Genomic DNA, 16,386 nt, shown 5'->3' on the forward strand with positions numbered 1-16,386 from the left:
CAGTTGCACCGCGTTATCGTTCTTCGCGAGCAAGCCCGCTCCCACACTTGAAATGCGTTCCAACTGTGGGAGCGAGGTTGCTCGCGATAGCGGCGGCACAGACACGACATCTCTTCTAGGCTGAATCGCACCGACAAAAAAAAACTGGAGGCCACTCATGCACCTCGAAGGCTCCTGCCACTGCGGCGCGGTTTCATTCACCCTCGACAGCGCCCACCCCTACCCTTATCAGCGCTGCTACTGCTCGATCTGCCGCAAGACCCAGGGCGGTGGCGGCTTTGCGATCAATCTCGGTGGCGATGCGGCCAGCCTTAAGGTGCGCGGGCGCAAACACATCACGATCTACCACGCGAAAATGAAAGACGAAGGCGAAGCCCGCGCCCACCGCAGCACCGCCGAGCGGCACTTCTGCTCGCTGTGCGGCAGCGGTCTGTGGCTGTTCAGCCCGGAGTGGCCGGAGCTGATCCACCCGTTCGCCTCGGCCATCGACACGCCGCTGCCGGTGCCGCCGGAACACACCCATCTGATGCTCGGCTCCAGGGCCCCGTGGGTCGAAGTGCAAGCGAGCGCCAGGGATCAGCAATTCGACGTTTACCCCGAAGAGTCCATCGCCCAGTGGCATGAACGCCTTGGCCTGACTCGCTGAGCATCGATTCCGTTTATTTTCAGACCGCAGTTCCCTTTTGCATCGCTCGTTCGGTTAACCCACCAGAAGCACTTCAACTACCGATCGATTCGATGCAAAGGGATCTCCATGTCGCACGTCCGTTTCCGTTTTGCCTTGCGCCCGCTGGCGCTGGCCGTTGTGAGTTTTGCCGCCACCGCCCACGCCGCTGAAGCCCCGGCCAAAAAAGAAACCCTGCAACTGGGGGCGACCAATATTTCCGCCCAAGGCCTGGGTGCGACCACCGAAGGCACACAGTCTTACACCACCGGCGCGACGTCCTCGGCCACCGGTTTGCCGTTGTCGATCCGCGAAACCCCGCAATCGGTGACGGTGATCACCCGCCAGCAAATGGACGACCGTGGTGTGCAGAGTGTCGGCGATGCGCTGCGCAACACACCGGGCATCTCGACCCAGAAATACGACAGCGACCGCACCGAGTTTTCCGCTCGCGGTTTTGCCATCACCAACTTCCAGTACGACGGCGTCAACCTGCCCTACGACGGCGTCTACGGCGAGAACCCGAACAACGGCGACGACGCCTCCAGCATCGACCGTGTGGAAGTGATCAAGGGCGCCACCGGCCTGATGACCGGCTCGGGCGATCCGTCGGCCACGGTCAACCTGATCCGCAAGAAGCCGACCAAGGAGTTCAAGGCCTCGATCAGCGGCACCGTCGGTTCGTGGGATGCCTATCGCACCGTCGGCGATATTTCCGGTTCGCTGACCGATTCGGGCAATGTGCGCGGCCGCTTTGTCGGCGCCTATTCGGACAAGAATTCCTATCTCGATCACTACAGCCAGAAGAAGGATCTGTTCTACGGCATCCTCGAAGCCGACCTGACCGACGACACCCTGCTGACCTTCGGCATCGACAAGTCCAGCACCACCCCGCGCGGTACCTCGTGGACCGGCAATCCGGTGTATTTCGCCGACGGCGGCCGCACCGACTTCCCGCGCCACTTCAACAGCGGCGCCGACTGGAGCCGTCGCGACTTCGACAACATCACCTACTTCGCCTCGCTGGAACAGGCGCTGGCCAACGACTGGAAATTCAAGGTCAGCCTCGACCAAAAAACCACCGACCACGACACTCGACTCGCCTCGGCCAGCGGCGGCAACCCGGATCGCGCCACCGGCGAAGGCATGTTCCTGTATTGGGGCCGCTGGGAAGGTCATCGGGTGCAGAACACTGCTGACGTCAACGTCTCCGGCCCGTTCACCCTCGTCGGCCGCGAGCATGAGCTGATCGCCGGCGTGATGACCTCGCACTCGCGCCAGACCGGTTCGACCTACGACACCAGCGCTTTCGAACTGGTGCCCGGCAGCATTTACGACTGGAACGGAGACCTGCCGAAACAGGACTTCCCGAAGAACGGCAAATACGAGCGCACCCAGAGCCAGAACGGCGTTTACCTGGCCACCCGCCTGCACCCGACCGACGATTTGTCGGTGATCCTCGGCAGCCGCCTGAGCACCTTCAAATACAACGAAGACTACCGCTACAACGCCGGTGCCGGCCTCGACGACACCCACGCCAGCTACAAGGAACACGGCGTGGTCACGCCATACGCCGGGCTGGTCTATGACCTCGACGACACCTACTCGGTGTACGCCAGCTACACCAGCATCTACCAGCCGCAAACCTACAAGGACATCAACGGCTCGACCCTGGCCCCGGTGGAAGGCGACAGCTATGAAGCCGGCCTGAAAGCGGCGTACTTCGACGGTCGCCTGAATGCCAGCCTGGCGTTTTTCCGCATTGAGCAGGACGGCGTAGCCGAGTCGATCGGCACCAACGCCGTCACCAACGAAGGCATCTACAAAGCCATCGACGGCGCGACTACCAAAGGCGTCGAACTGGAACTGGCCGGTGAACTGGCCGACGGCTGGAACGTCTCCGCCGGCTACACCTACGCCCGCACCCGCGATGCCGACGAACAGCGGATCTACGGCTACCCGCTGTCCACCACCAAACCGGAACACGTGGTGCGCACCTTCACCACCTATCGTTTGCCGGGCATGCTCGACAAGGTCACCGTCGGTGGCGGCATCAGCTGGCAGAGCGCGTTCTACGGCAAGATCTACAGCGCTCCGGCCGGCGATTACACGCGCATCAAACAGGGCGGCTACACCCTGGTCGACCTGATGACCCGCTATCAGTACAACGAGCACCTGAGCTTCACCGTCAACGCCAACAACGTGTTCGACAAGAAGTACCTGACGGGCCTCGGCAACTTCGACACCACGTTCTACGGCGAGCCGCGCAACCTGATGCTCACCACCAAATGGGACTTCTGATTCAGCGCAACTGACGGCTTCACAGTCTTTGACAGTTTCCCGACAAAGCTGCCAAAGATTGCCGGCCGCCACCTCACTAGCATGGGCGCATCCAACCTCCCCCTCGGGTGCCCCATGCCGGTTTCGTTACGCACATTCTCGCTGTCCTTGACCTCCCTCTGCCTGCTGCTGCCGGGCGACTCGCTGCGCGCCGAAGACTGGCACGCCACCCTGCGCGCTGGTGCGGCCAGTGCGCCGCGTTACAGCGGCAGTGATGAGCGGGTGGTGGCGCCATTGGTGGGCGTGGAAGTCGTCAGCCCTTACGGCGTGTTTCTCGACAGCAGCCGAGGCCTCGGCTGGGGCTTCGACGAAGAGGATTTCGGCCTCAGCGTCTACGTCGGCGCCAGCGACGTGCGCAAGGATCGCAAGACCGGATTCAAAGGCTCGGACGAGCTCAACGGCATGGGCTCGATCAAGTCGCGCCCGGTGATCGGGCTCGACGGCACGTATCACATGGGCCCGATCATTCTCGGCGCGAGTTTCGAGCATGCGCTGGAAAAGGACGACGATGACCACGACACCGGCTCGTCGTGGAACCGCCTCAAGCTGAGCATCAGCGCGCCGTTCTACGAAGGCCGTTACGGCAAGATTACCGGCGGCCTCAACAGCCAGTTCGGTGACAGCAATTACATGCGCACCTGGTACGGCGTCAGCGATGCCCAGGCCTCGCGCAGTCAGTTTCGCGCGTACAAGGCCCGGGCCGGGTTGGTCAGTCGCGGTGCGGACCTGACCTGGTCGTTGCCGCTGGATGAGCAATGGAGCGTGTCGACCGTTCTGGCGGTGCAGTACCTGAGCCACGAAGCGGCAGACAGCCCGATAGTCGAGCGCCGGTTGCAGGCCTCACTCGCCGGGCAAGTGGTCTACACCTTTTGATCGTGCTCAGAACAGCTCGCTGAACGGGATGAACCGCAGCGGATCACCCCTCTGCAAGGTGCTGTTCTCGGGGATTTCCACCAGCCCGTCGGCCCAGGTGGCGCCGAGCAGAACCCCGGAACTCTGGTTCGGATACAGCGCCGCCTGCCCGCCCTCTAGACGCACCCGCAGGTATTCGCGACGGCTGCCGGGTTTCGGCCAGTCGAACCCGGCGTTGACCGTGAAGCTCAGCGGCATCACCTCTTCCACGCCTTGAATGCGCAGCAGGTACGGGCGCGCGAGCAGGCCGAAGGTCACCAGCGCCGAGGTCGGGTTGCCCGGCAGGCCGATCACCGGCACTGTGCCGAAATGCCCGACCGTCAGCGGTTTGCCGGGTTTGATCGCGAGTTTCCACAGCAACGGTTTGCCGTTGTCGCGCAGCACTTGGCCGAGACAATCGGCATCACCGGCAGACACGCCGCCCGTAGTCAGAATCAGATCGGCCGCCACCTGCAACTGTTCGAGTTTGAGCCGGGTCTGCGCCGGGCGATCGGGCAGAATCCCGGCGTCGATCACTTCGCAACCCAGTTCGCGCAACCAGTGATCGAGCAAGGTGCGGTTGCTGTTGTAGATGCTGCCGGGACGCAGCGGTTGCCCCGGCTCCACCAGCTCATCACCGGTCGACAGCAATGCCACGCGCGGACGACGCACCACCGGCAGATGCGTCACGCCCTGCCCTGCGGCGACGGCCAGTTCGAACGGGCCGAGGCGTTTGCCGGCGCGCAGCAAAGTGTCGCCGACGCGGTTCTCCTGGCCCTGGGCGCGGATGTTCTGGCCGACTTTCAGCGGTTGCAGGAAACGGACACGACCATCCTCCAGCACCTCGACGTTTTCCTGCATCTCCACGCAATTGGCGCCATTGGGCAGCGGCGCGCCGGTGAAGATTCGTGCGCAAGTGCCGGGCAGCAACGCATCCGGCGCCAGCCCGGCGTAGACCCGTTGCGACACGCTCAATGGCTGGCGATGCAGGTCGGCGAGGTTCAAGGCGTAACCGTCCATGGCGCTGTTCGGCCACGGCGGCAGGTCGAGGGTGGCGACCAGATCGCTGGCTAGCACGCGTCCACGCGCCTCATTGAGCGGTACCGATTCGCTGTCCGGCAGGCGTTGTTCATCGGCCATCGCCAGCAGTTGGTCGAGCGCATCCTCGACCGGCATCAACCCAGGCTTGCTCATCCGCGCGGCCCGCAGGCTTGCACCGGTTTGAGGTGCGGAACGAAGTTGCACGGGCGATGACGGTTATCCAGTTGTTCGGCAAGGATGCCTTCCCACGCGGTGCGGCAGGCGCCGGTGGAACCCGGCAGGCAGCACACCAGCGTGCCGTTGGACAGGCCGGCCAGCGCGCGGCTTTGTACGGTCGAGGTGCCGATGTCGAGAATGGAGATCGCGCGGAACAGCTCGCCAAAGCCGTCGATCTGCTTGTCCAGCAGGCAAGCCACGGCTTCCGGAGTGCTGTCGCGGCCAGTGAAACCGGTGCCCCCGGTGATCAGCACCACTTGAATGCCGTCGTCGGCGATCCAGTGCGCAACCTGGGCGCGGATCTTGTACAGATCGTCCTTGAGCAGATTGCGTTCGCTCAAGGTGTGGCCGGCCTCCAGCAGGCGGCTGACCAGCAACTGGCCGGAGGTGTCGCTGGCGTAATCGCGGGTATCGCTGACCGTCAGCACGGCAATATTCAGGGGAACGAACAAGGCATCCGATTTAACACTCATGGCACTCTCCGGCCGTCGTCAATTCAATGGATGACGAGCCTAAGTGCCGCTTGTGAGGACTGTCTAATCACTCTGGCCAACCGCACTATCGACCTGCTCTATCGGTGATTTTTTTCATTGCCTCGACCGCTGTCCTGGCCAATGAAACCGGGCGTCATCGAAACCCTCGATAGGCTCTTAAACACTGCCGATTGGACGAAAAAAGCCCTCGATGGGATCGTCGCTCCCTGCGCTTTCCGTGCGCCGTACGCATCTGCGTCAATACTCAATCAAAATTCCTTATCGAGCAGGTGCCGTCGTGGACATCAAACAACTCAAGTTCCTGATCGCGCTGGACGAAACCCGCCACTTCGGCCAGGCCGCCGCGCGCTGCCACATCACCCAGCCGACCCTGTCGATGCGCCTGCGCAATCTGGAAGACGAGCTGGATCTGGTGCTGGTCAATCGCGGCCAGCGCTTCGAAGGGTTCACCCAGGCCGGCGAGCGCGTCCTGGCCTGGGCCCGCACGCTGCTAGCCGCTCACGACGGGCTGTTCGCCGAAGCTGCGGCCTGCCGCGGGCAACTGGTCGGTAGCCTGCGCCTCGGGCTGGTGCCGCTGAGCAACTTCAATCCGGTCAATTACATTCAGGGTTTGTCCGGGACTTATCCGGAGCTGAAATACAGCCTGTCGTCGCTGAGTTCGGACGAGATCATCGAGGGGCTGGGCAACAATCAGCTGGACCTGGGCGTGTGTTATCTGGATCACGTCAACCCGAACTATTTCGAGTTTTTCGAGATTGGCGAAACCCGCGTCGGCCTGCTCTACGACACCCGCCACTTCCATTTCGAAGGCCCGGAAATGAGCTGGGAAGACGCCGCCGAACTGCCGCTGGGGATGATCACCACCGGCATGCACTACCGAAAGTCCATCGACCTGAGTTTCCGCAGTCGCGGGCTGAATCCGCAGCCGATCATGGAAAGCGATTCGACCTATCAATTGCTGCAGGCGATTCACCAGGGTTTCTGCTGCTCGATCATGCCGCTGGACAGCGGTCTGGAGGAGCCGATCGAACATCTGGCTTTCATCAATTTGCCGGATGCCAGTGTGCTCGCGCCGCTGGGGCTGGTGATGCGCAAGACCGAACCGCGCTCGGCGATTGCCGAGAAGTGTTTTGCCGAGGCGCGGAAGATGTTCGGGATCGAGGCGCCTGCCGTTTAACCCTCCCCAAGTTGCCTGAAACGTTGCACTTCGGTGCAGCGTCTTCAGGTTCGCCTGCGGTCATCGACCAAGCCAATCACTGCATCGGAACAAGCGATTGGACGCATTTTTCCCTGCCCCGTAGCCTGACTCCACTTCAGCGCTTCGGGGACTTTTCAAGATGCTGTGCCAAGTTGAACAACTCATCGAACCGGGCGACGCCAACGCCCCCGCGCCACAACCGGCGCAGGTGGCCTACCGCGAATACCTAGACGACGCGCCGGTGTCCCACGCGGCGCTGGCGGCGGAAATCGCGCTGGCCATCAGCTACAACGGCTTGAACCAAGCCGTGATGATGGTCTCGCCGGGCAACATCGAGGACTTCATTCGCGGCTTCAGCCTGAGCAACGCCATCGTCGACCGCCTCGACGATATCCATGACATCCGCCTGACCCATTTCGACCAGGCCTGCCAGGCCGACGTACAGATTTCCAGCCGTGCGTTCTGGGCCCTGAAAGATCACCGGCGGCAGATGGCGGGCACCAGCGGCTGCGGCCTCTGCGGCGTGGAAGCCCTTGAGCAGGCGCTGCCGCAACTCGAGATCCTGACCCCGACACCCTTGCCACCTGCCGCACATTTCAACGGCATTCGTCAGCGCATCGAACAGGCCCAGCAACTGGCCCGCAGCAGCGGCGCCCTGCACGCGGCGTTGTACTTCGACGCCGACGGCGAAGCGCTGCTGTGCCGCGAAGACATCGGCCGCCACAACGCCCTCGACAAACTGATCGGCGCCTTGCAATTCGAAGGCCTCGATGCGCGTCAGGGCTTCGTCGTGGTCACCAGCCGTTGCAGCCTCGAACTGATCCACAAAGCCGTGCGCGCCCGCCTCGGCACCCTCGTCAGCCTGTCCGCCCCTACTGCGCTGACCGTGCGCTGGGCGCTCAAGCACCGCTTGAACCTGATCCACGTCCCGCACCGCAATGCCCCGCGAATCTACAGCCCGATCCAGGAGCCCACCGCATGAGCAACACCCTCACCCACCTCGACGATCAGGGCCGCGCCAACATGGTCGACGTCAGCGAAAAAGCCGCGACCCGCCGTGAAGCCACCGCTCAAGCCTGGGTGCAGATGCGCCCGGAAACCCTGCAAATGATCCAGTCCAACGGCCACCCCAAGGGCGACGTGTTCGCCGTCGCGCGTATCGCCGGGATTCAGGCAGCCAAGCGCACCCACGAGTTGATTCCGCTATGTCATGCGCTGCTGCTCAGTTCGATCCACGTCGAGCTCAAGGCCTGCGAACCGGACCGCGTGCAGATCACCAGCACCTGCCGCCTCACCGGCCAGACCGGCGTCGAGCTCGAAGCCCTGACCGCCGCCAGCGTCGCCGCGCTGACCATCTATGACATGTGCAAAGCGGTGGACCGGGCGATGGTCATCGGCGACATCCGCCTGCTGAGCAAACAGGGCGGCCGCTCGGGCCACTTTCAATGGGAAAACCCGCAATGATTCTGATCAACTACTTCGCCAGCTACCGTGACCGGCTCAATCTGGGCGGTGAAAAGATCCCGGCCAGCGACACCCTCGCTTGTGTCGAAGACGTGCGGCAGATGCTGATGCAGCGCGGCGATGTCTGGCGTGAAGTGCTCGGCGCCGGCAACCTGATGTGCGCGGTGAACCAGGAGCTGTGCCAGCCGGATCAGGCGATCGAGGATTTCGACGAGATCGCGTTTTTCCCGCCAGTCACGGGGGGCTGAAGCATGGGTGTTCGAGTCCAGCGTAAAGGCTTCGATGCCGGTCAGTTGATTGCCGATTTGCATGCGCGCAACCCTCGGGTGGGCGCAGTAGTGAATTTCATTGGTTATGTGCGGGATCTGAACGTCGGGCAGTCGGTGACCGAGCTGTTTCTGGAGCACTATCCGGGCATGACCGAGAAGGCTCTGGAGCAGATTGCCGAACAGGCCCGCGAGCGTTGGCCGTTGCTGGCTGTGGAGATTGTGCATCGGGTCGGTGCGCTGTCGGTGTCCGAGCCGATCGTGTTCGTTGGCGTCAGCAGCAAGCATCGGCATGCGGCGTTTGAGGCCTGTGCGTTCATCATGGATGTGCTCAAGACGCGTGCGCCGTTCTGGAAGCGTGAGACTACGCAGCAGGGTTCGCATTGGGTCGAGGCGCGGGAGAGTGATCAGAATGCGGCGTTTCGCTGGAGTTTGGCGCATGCCTGACAGGGCTCTGTCGGCTGCAACAAAAGCCTGATTAGATAGCGACTCCCGCCGATTCGACCGTGGAGCCGCACTTGAGCACAACGCCTCCTGAGGATTTGTCCCGTCCAGAGCCTGTCAGCCTGCGCCAGGCCTGGCCCTTCTGGCTCAAACTCGGCTGCATCGGCTTCGGCGGCCCCGCCGGGCAGATCGCGATCATGCATCAGGAACTGGTGGAGCGCCGGCGCTGGATCTCCGAGCGGCGCTTCCTGCATGCCCTCAACTACTGCATGTTGCTGCCCGGCCCCGAGGCCCAGCAGCTGGCGACTTACATCGGCTGGCTGCTGCACCGCACCCGTGGCGGCGTGCTGGCCGGGGCGCTGTTTGTGTTGCCGTCGCTGCTGATCCTGATCGCTCTTTCCTGGATTTATATTGCATTTGGCGACGTGCCGGCGGTGGCCGGGGTGTTTTACGGGATCAAACCGGCGGTGACCGCGATTGTGCTGCACGCGGCCCATCGCATCGGCTCGCGCGCATTGAAGAACAGTTGGTTATGGGCGATCGCCGGGGCCGCGTTCGTGGCGATTTTTGCCTTCAACGTGCCGTTCCCGCTGATCGTGCTCGGCGCGGCATTGATCGGCTATTTCGGCGGACGCTGGGCGCCGCAGCGCTTCAGCAATGGCGGTCATCGCGGCAGCGAAAAATCCTTCGGCCCGGCCCTGATCGATGACGACACCCCGCCACCCGAACATGCGCGGTTCAGCCTGCCGAGGCTGCTGCGTCTACTGCTCATCGGTGCGTTGCTGTGGTGTCTGCCGATGGCGTTGCTGACGGCGCTGTTCGGCTGGGGCGGCACCTTCACGCAAATGGGCTGGTTCTTCACCAAAGCGGCGCTGCTCACCTTCGGCGGCGCTTACGCTGTGCTGCCTTACGTGTATCAAGGCGCGGTCGGGCATTACGGCTGGCTGACGCCGACGCAGATGATCGACGGCCTGGCCCTGGGCGAAACCACGCCGGGGCCGCTGATCATGGTGGTGGCGTTTGTCGGGTTCGTCGGCGCTTACGTGCAACCGACGTTCGGCCCGGAACACGCGTTTGCCGCCGGCGCGCTGGCCGCGACGCTGGTGACCTGGTTCACCTTCCTGCCTTCGTTCCTGTTCATCCTCGCCGGCGGACCGTTGGTGGAGTCGACGCACAACGAACTGAAATTCACTGCGCCACTGACGGCGATCACGGCAGCGGTGGTCGGGGTGATCCTCAATCTGGCGTGTTTCTTTGCTTACCACGTGTTCTGGCCCAACGGTTTTACCGGTCAGCCCGATGTTTTCTCGATCGTGCTGGCCCTCATGGCCGCCCTCGCCCTGTTCTTTTTCAAGCGCGGCGTGATCGAGGTGTTGATCGTTTGCGCCCTCGTCGGGCTGGGGTTTTACCTGCTGCGCTGAACCGTGGGGCATGCCACCGCTCGCGGAATCAGGCGTTTACTTATCCGGGGATTCCCCCTTACTATCCAGCCACACCGGCATGGCGGGACTCTCCCGCCGCCGACGTTTTCCGCCAACGGAAACACGCGTCATGAGCACGTCACTACAACAATCAGAATCGTTGAACGTCTCTGCACTGTGCGCCCTCCTTCACAGGGGCCGCGCATGAATCGCATCGTCAATCTCCCCATGGCCCTGAGCCGCTCCAAGCTGCGTCACTCCGCACGCCCGCCGGATATCTGCCTGCCCGTCTGATCGCGCCGGTAAAAATCGCGACAGCTCCCCCTCTTTTTTCGATATCCCTGCCAGGACGCCCGCGCCTTTTGCCGAGCTGCGTCCGGCCCGAATCTGCGCGCCTGTGCGGCGCCATCGTGAGTGATTGATTATGAAATTCGCAGCCATTGAAGACGCTCGTAACTTTCTTGAGCAGAACCCCGACATCGACATGATCGAGCTGTTCATCCTCGACGCCAACGGCGTGCCGCGCGGCAAGCTGTTGCACCGCGAAGAACTGCTCGCCGTATACGAAAGCGGTCGCCCGCTGCCAAGCACCATCCTCGGCCTGACCGTGCATGGCGAGGACGTAGAAAACTCCGGTCTGGTCTGGGACGTCGGCGATATCGACTGCCGCGCCTACCCGCTGGAAGGCAGTCTGGTGCGTCTGCCGTGGCGGCAGATTCCGACTGCGGCGGTGCAAGTCAGCATGCACCCGGAACAAGGTATGCCGGCGAGCATCGCTGACCCGCGTCACCTGTTGATCAAGGTCATCGACCGCTTGAAAGCCGAGGGTTACCACCCGGTAATGGCCTGCGAGCTGGAGTTCTATCTGCTCGACGCCAAACGCGATCACAACGGTCGCCCGCAACCGGCGCTGGATGCCGACGGTGGTCGACCGAGACACACGCAGGTCTACGGTTTGCGCGAGCTGGAACAGATCGAACCGTTCCTCGCCGACCTCTACAGCGCCTGCAAACTGCACGGCATTCCGGCACGTACGGCGATTTCGGAATACGCGCCGGGCCAGGTGGAAATCACCCTCGAACACGGCGACGCGCTGGAGGCGATGGACCAGGCCGTGCGCTACAAACGGCTGGTCAAAGCCGTGGCGCACAAGCACGGCATGCAGGCGACGTTCATGGCCAAGCCATTCGATCACCTGGCCGGCACCGGCATGCACATGCACGTCAGCCTCGCCGATGCCGAGGGGCGCAATCTGTTTGCTTCCGAAGACCCGGCCGGCACCCCGCTGCTGCGCACGGCGATTGGCGGAATGCTCGCCTCGTTGCTCGATTCGCTGCTGCTGTTCTGCCCGAACGCCAACTCCTACCGCCGCTTCCAGGCCAACAGTTATGCGCCACTGGCGCCGACCTGGGGGGTCGACAACCGCACCGTCAGCCTGCGCGTGCCCGGCGGCCCGGCTAACACGCGGCACATTGAACACCGCATCTGCGGCGCCGATGCCAACCCGTATCTGGCAGCGGCGGCGATCCTGGCGGGCATTCATCGCGGGATAAAAGACGACATCGATCCGGGCGAGCCGGTGGAAGGCAACGGTTACGCGCAGGCGAAAGAATTGCTGCCGACCGACTGGCTGACTTCGCTCACGGCACTGGAAAATTCGGTGTGGGCGCGGGATGCGCTGGGACAGGAATTCCTCGGGGTGTATCTGGCGGTGAAACGTGCAGAGTACCGGCAGTTCATGGCCGAAGTGGGTGAGCAGGACTGGCGCTGGTATCTGACCGAAGCCTGATCCTTTTTTACTCTTTTTGCCTTGGATACCGACATGACTGAACGCAGCAATTCCTACTACACCGCGACCCTCAACCGCGACACCGACTACCCGACCCTGCAAGGCCGGCACAAGGTCGATGTGGTGATCATCGGCGGCGGTTTTACCGGCGCTGCTACAGCCGTGGAACTGGCCGAAAAAGGCCTGAAAGTCGCCATCGTCGAAAGCCACAAGATCGGCTGGGGCGCCACCGGGCGCAATGGTGGGCAGGTCACCGGCAGCCTGTCCGGCGACGGTGCGATGCGCAAACAGATGCGCAATACATTGGGCGATGAGGTCGACGATTTCATCTGGCACCTGCGCTGGCGCGGCCACGAAATCATCAAGCAGCGGGTCGAGAAATACGCGATCGATTGCGACCTCAAGCACGGCCACTTGCACGCCGCGTACAAGCCGAGCCACATGGCCGGTTTGCGCAGCGATTACGACGAAGCCGTGCGTCGCGGCATGGGTGATGAAGTCAGCCTGCTCGACCGCAGCCAGGTGCGCGATCTGCTGCAAAGCGAGCTGTATCACGGCGCGATCAAGAACACCCGCAACATGCATTTGCACCCGCTCAACCTGTGCATCGGCGAAGCGCGGGCGGCGGAAAGCCTCGGTGCGCTGATCTTCGAAAACAGTGAAGTGCTGGAAATCATTCACGGCGACAACCCAGGTGTGCGCACCGCCCACGGCCAGATCGACGCCAACCAGGTGCTGCTGGCCGGCGACGTCTACCACAAGCTCGAACCGGGTCAGCTCAAGGGCAAGATTTTCCCGGCCATGGGCGGCATCGTCACCACCGAACCACTGGGCGATCTGGCCCGGCAGATCAACCCTGAAGACCTCGCCGTTTACGACTGCCGCTTCGTCCTCGATTACTACCGCCTCACCGCCGACGGTCGCCTGCTGTTCGGCGGCGGCGCCAACTACAGCGGCAAGGACTCACGGGACATCGCCGGCGAACTGCGGCCGTGCATCGAACAGACGTTCCCGGCGCTCAAAGGGGTGAAGATCGATTACCAGTGGAGCTGCGTGATGGGCATCGTCATCAACCGCATCCCGCAACTGGGCAAGCTCTCGGACAACGTCTGGTATTGCCAGGGCTACTCCGGCCACGGCATCGCCACGACCCACATCATGGGCGAAATCATGAGCCGGGCGATCACCGGGCAGATGCAGCAGTTCGACACATTTGCCGCGTGCTCGCACATTCGCGTGCCGATGGGCGATCTGTTGGGGAATCCGATGCTGGCGGCGGGCATGTGGTACTACCAGATGCTGGAAAAACTGCGCTGATCGAACGGGCCCCATCGCCAATGATGGGGCCTTTTTTTGCCGCAAAACCTCAGTCAGGCAACTGCTCCACCTCAATCCCCAACCGCCGATAATCCTCGACACTCCCCGACGCCACATGCCGTTCGGTGATCAGCGTGTGCAAGCGCTCGCAAGGCGCCACCACAAACGGTTCGACCGCGCCAAGCTTGTCCGCCGTGGTCACGGCAATCACCCGCGCCGCACAGTCGAGCAGCGCCTGCTTGACCGGCACTTCATCGAAATGCAGCGAGGTGATACCCACGTCCGGATGAATCGCACAGACCCCGGTGATCGCCAGATCAGCCTTGATCCCCGACAACAGCCGCAGCGCCTCATGACCGCCAGCCGACATGGTTTTCGGATTCAACTGCCCACCCGCCAGAATCACTTTGATGCCCGGATATTCTGACAACGCGATCGCCGTCATGGGTGAGGCAGTGACCGCCGTGAGGTTGATATCCCTGGGCAACGAGCGCGCCACCTGCAACGAAGTGGAACCGGAGTCGAACATCACCGTTTGCCCGTTCCGCACCTGCTGCGCTGCCAATTGCGCCAGACGAATCTTCACCTCGTCGATCTCGTCCAGCCGGGTGAAGTAATCCTTGCCGGTGTCCTTGGGCCTCGGCAGCGCGCCGCCGTGCACGCGCTGCACCAGTCCGGCGTTATCCAGCTCGGCCAGATCGCGGCGGATGGTGTCTTCCGACACCGTAAAATGCTGGCTCAACTCGGACGCCATGACCTTGCCGTCACGTTCGAGGATCAGAAGGATTTTCTGCCGACGCAGGGAAGGAAGCTCGGAAGCGGAATGATCGTGCATGGTTTTGCCTGTTTGTGCTTTTAATTGCAGGTTTGCGCGAGCTTAGCCAAGCAAACCTGCAAACACAACGCCGGTATCAATGGCTTCGATCATTGGAATCACGAAGCCGAATTTTTTCTTATTACCCGCCCCCGGCAGAATGGCCCCACTTTCAAAAGGACCAGGATGAACACCCCATGAACCTCAATTTCGCTTTCGCCTGCATGGTCGTCGTATCGTTTGCCATCGCGCTCGGGCATGCCTGATCAGACCGACGCCGCCAGATGCTCGCGAAACCATTTGTGCGCCGGGTCGCGGTGCGAACGCTCGGCCCAGAGCATGGCCATTTCGTAACCCGCCACTTGCAGCGGCGGTTCGACCACTTGCAGCGCGGTATTGCCGCGCGCCAGCCGTGACGGCAGCATCGCCACCAGATCGGTGCTGGCCAGCACCGACATGAGCAACAGAAAGTGCGGCACCGACAACACCACGTTTCGCGTAAGCCCCACCTCCGCCAGCGCCTTGTCCGTCACCCCGAAAAAACCTCCGCCCTCCGGCGATACCAGCACATGCTCCAGCTCGCAGAACTGTGCGCGGGTCGGCTTGCGTTGCAGTTTCGGGTGCCCGGCGCGACCGGCCAGCACATAACGTTCGGTGAACAGCGCACGCCGGTGCAGTTCCAGCGGCGCGTCCTCGCTGGTGTGCAGCGCCAGATCGATCACACCCTGCTCCGCCTGCTTGACCAATTGCCGGGGCGACAGGTCGAGCACCGCCAGCCGCGTGCCCGGCGCCTGACTGCGCAGCCCGCCGAGGGCCGGCAGCAGAATGGTCGATTCGCCATAGTCCGAGGCCGCGACTTTCCAGGTGTGGGTCGCCTGCGCCGGGTCGAACGGACTGGCCGGCGCCACCGCCCGCTCCAACGCTTCCAGCGCCTCGCGCAACGGTTCGCGCAATTCATCGGCCCGCGCCGTCGGGCGCATGCCACGAGGGCCCGGCAGCAACAGCGGATCACCAAAAATCTCCCGTAACCGGGCCAGATGCACGCTCACCGACGGCTGCGACAGATGCAGCCGTTGCGCGGCGCGGGTGACGTTGTGCTCGGACAGCAGCACATCGAGGGTCAGCAGCAGATTGATATCCAGCCGTCTCAAATTATTCATGGCTATACCAGACATATCAGACATTCATTTCCAATATACCTGCCGGGCGCCGATCCTGCTGTCACTCAGCAACGGAGCCTCACCATGAATGTGCTACTGGTCTACGCCCACCCCGAACCGCAATCGCTCAACGGCGCGCTCAAGGACTTCACCGTCCAGCGCCTGAAAGCCGCCGGCCACACCGTGCAGGTTTCCGATCTCTACGCCATGAACTGGAAAGCCAGCCTCGATGCCGACGACAGTCCCGGCCGCGACAGCACTCGCCCGTTCGACGCGTCCCTCGATTCGAAACTCGCCTTCGAACAAGGCCGGCAAGCCGCCGACATCACCGCCGAGCAGGCCAAACTGCTGTGGGCCGACACCCTGATCCTGCAGTTTCCGCTGTGGTGGTTTTCCATGCCGGCGACTCTCAAGGGCTGGGTCGAGCGGGTGTACGCCTACGGATTTGCCTACGGTGTCGGCGAGCATTCGGATTCTCGTTGGGGCGACCGTTATGGCGAAGGCACCCTGAAAGGCAAACGGGCAATGCTGATGGTGACCGCCGGCGGCTGGGAATCGCACTACAGCCCGCGCGGAATCAACGGCCCGATCGATGATCTGCTGTTCCCGATTCATCACGGGATTCTGTATTACCCGGGCTTCGAGGTGCTGCCGCCGTTCGTGGTGTATCGCACCGGAAAAATGGATGAAACGCGGTTTGCCCAGACGTGCGAAGAACTGGGCGTTCGGCTGGATGAGTTGTGGAGTAGGCGGCCGATCGGATTTCGGCGGCAGAATGCCGGGGATTACGAGATTCCGGCGTTGACCTTGAAGGACGATATTGCGCCGGGCAGCGAAGGCTTCGCCGCCCACCTGAAATAGCCGCTC

The 16,386-nt window shown here is 62.7% G+C and carries 16 protein-coding genes; 12 read left to right on the plus strand and 4 right to left on the minus strand.

Features of this window, described 5'->3' with window-relative positions:
* Positions 1-157 precede the first annotated feature (157 nt).
* From PMI24_RS19865 to PMI24_RS19875, 3 genes are all read left to right on the plus strand, one after another.
* Positions 158-646, plus strand: a complete 489-nt coding sequence (locus PMI24_RS19865) for a GFA family protein (protein WP_007957018.1) — start codon at positions 158-160, stop codon at positions 644-646.
* Between the two features lie 108 nt (positions 647-754).
* Positions 755-2,965, plus strand: coding sequence for a TonB-dependent siderophore receptor (locus PMI24_RS19870; RefSeq protein ID WP_007957019.1), 2,211 nt, complete (start codon positions 755-757; stop codon positions 2,963-2,965).
* A gap of 114 nt (positions 2,966-3,079) precedes the next feature.
* Positions 3,080-3,877: a MipA/OmpV family protein gene (locus PMI24_RS19875; RefSeq protein ID WP_007957020.1), complete on the plus strand. Its 798-nt coding sequence runs from the start codon at positions 3,080-3,082 to the stop codon at positions 3,875-3,877.
* A 6-nt stretch (positions 3,878-3,883) separates the two neighbouring features.
* Here PMI24_RS19875 and PMI24_RS19880 read toward each other — a convergent pair whose 3' ends face one another.
* Together PMI24_RS19880 and moaB are read right to left on the minus strand one after the other, a co-directional pair.
* A complete protein-coding gene (locus PMI24_RS19880; protein ID WP_007957022.1) occupies positions 3,884-5,089 on the minus strand; it encodes a molybdopterin molybdotransferase MoeA in 1,206 nt (401 codons plus the stop codon).
* The gene (gene moaB / locus PMI24_RS19885) at positions 5,086-5,625 is read right to left on the minus strand and encodes a molybdenum cofactor biosynthesis protein B (protein ID WP_007957025.1); all 540 of its coding nucleotides are present in this window, start codon (positions 5,623-5,625) and stop codon (positions 5,086-5,088) included. The genes PMI24_RS19880 and moaB overlap by 4 nt, the downstream gene beginning before the upstream one ends.
* 298 nt (positions 5,626-5,923) lie before the next feature.
* Between moaB and PMI24_RS19890 the strand changes: the two genes are divergently transcribed.
* The 8 genes from PMI24_RS19890 to PMI24_RS19925 all read left to right on the plus strand — a co-directional run bounded on the left by PMI24_RS19890 (position 5,924) and on the right by PMI24_RS19925 (position 13,545).
* Positions 5,924-6,823, plus strand: a complete 900-nt coding sequence (locus tag PMI24_RS19890; RefSeq protein ID WP_007957027.1) for a LysR family transcriptional regulator — start codon at positions 5,924-5,926, stop codon at positions 6,821-6,823.
* A 160-nt stretch (positions 6,824-6,983) separates the two neighbouring features.
* On the plus strand, positions 6,984-7,826 hold the full coding sequence (fdhD, locus tag PMI24_RS19895) for a formate dehydrogenase accessory sulfurtransferase FdhD (protein WP_007957029.1): 843 nt from the start codon (positions 6,984-6,986) through the stop codon (positions 7,824-7,826).
* Positions 7,823-8,308: a cyclic pyranopterin monophosphate synthase MoaC gene (gene moaC, locus PMI24_RS19900; RefSeq protein WP_007957031.1), complete on the plus strand. Its 486-nt coding sequence runs from the start codon at positions 7,823-7,825 to the stop codon at positions 8,306-8,308. The genes fdhD and moaC overlap by 4 nt, the downstream gene beginning before the upstream one ends.
* Positions 8,305-8,556, plus strand: coding sequence for a MoaD/ThiS family protein (locus PMI24_RS19905; RefSeq protein WP_007957033.1), 252 nt, complete (start codon positions 8,305-8,307; stop codon positions 8,554-8,556). Before moaC ends, PMI24_RS19905 begins: the two co-directional genes overlap by 4 nt.
* Positions 8,557-8,559: 3 nt before the next feature.
* Positions 8,560-9,021 carry a molybdopterin synthase catalytic subunit MoaE gene (moaE, locus tag PMI24_RS19910; protein WP_007957040.1) on the plus strand — a complete coding sequence of 154 codons (462 nt, stop codon included), beginning with the start codon at positions 8,560-8,562 and terminating at the stop codon, positions 9,019-9,021.
* 71 nt (positions 9,022-9,092) lie between these two features.
* A complete protein-coding gene (gene chrA, locus PMI24_RS19915; protein ID WP_007957043.1) occupies positions 9,093-10,439 on the plus strand; it encodes a chromate efflux transporter in 1,347 nt (448 codons plus the stop codon).
* Positions 10,440-10,863: 424 nt separating this feature from the next.
* Complete coding sequence (locus PMI24_RS19920; protein ID WP_007957046.1) at positions 10,864-12,228, plus strand: glutamine synthetase family protein; 1,365 nt, start codon at positions 10,864-10,866, stop codon at positions 12,226-12,228.
* Positions 12,229-12,261: 33 nt separating this feature from the next.
* Positions 12,262-13,545, plus strand: a complete 1,284-nt coding sequence (locus tag PMI24_RS19925; RefSeq protein ID WP_007957048.1) for an NAD(P)/FAD-dependent oxidoreductase — start codon at positions 12,262-12,264, stop codon at positions 13,543-13,545.
* Between the two features lie 49 nt (positions 13,546-13,594).
* Here PMI24_RS19925 and PMI24_RS19930 read toward each other — a convergent pair whose 3' ends face one another.
* Positions 13,595-14,380 carry a DeoR/GlpR family DNA-binding transcription regulator gene (locus tag PMI24_RS19930; RefSeq protein ID WP_007957050.1) on the minus strand — a complete coding sequence of 262 codons (786 nt, stop codon included), beginning with the start codon at positions 14,378-14,380 and terminating at the stop codon, positions 13,595-13,597.
* 245 nt (positions 14,381-14,625) lie between these two features.
* Positions 14,626-15,519: a LysR family transcriptional regulator gene (locus PMI24_RS19935; protein ID WP_045121824.1), complete on the minus strand. Its 894-nt coding sequence runs from the start codon at positions 15,517-15,519 to the stop codon at positions 14,626-14,628.
* An 84-nt stretch (positions 15,520-15,603) separates the two neighbouring features.
* Between PMI24_RS19935 and PMI24_RS19940 the strand changes: the two genes are divergently transcribed.
* On the plus strand, positions 15,604-16,380 hold the full coding sequence (locus PMI24_RS19940) for an NAD(P)H-dependent oxidoreductase (protein WP_007957054.1): 777 nt from the start codon (positions 15,604-15,606) through the stop codon (positions 16,378-16,380).
* Positions 16,381-16,386 lie beyond the last annotated feature (6 nt).

This window comes from Pseudomonas sp. GM25 (genome assembly GCF_000282255.1).
Lineage (GTDB): Bacteria > Pseudomonadota > Gammaproteobacteria > Pseudomonadales > Pseudomonadaceae > Aquipseudomonas > Aquipseudomonas aphyarum.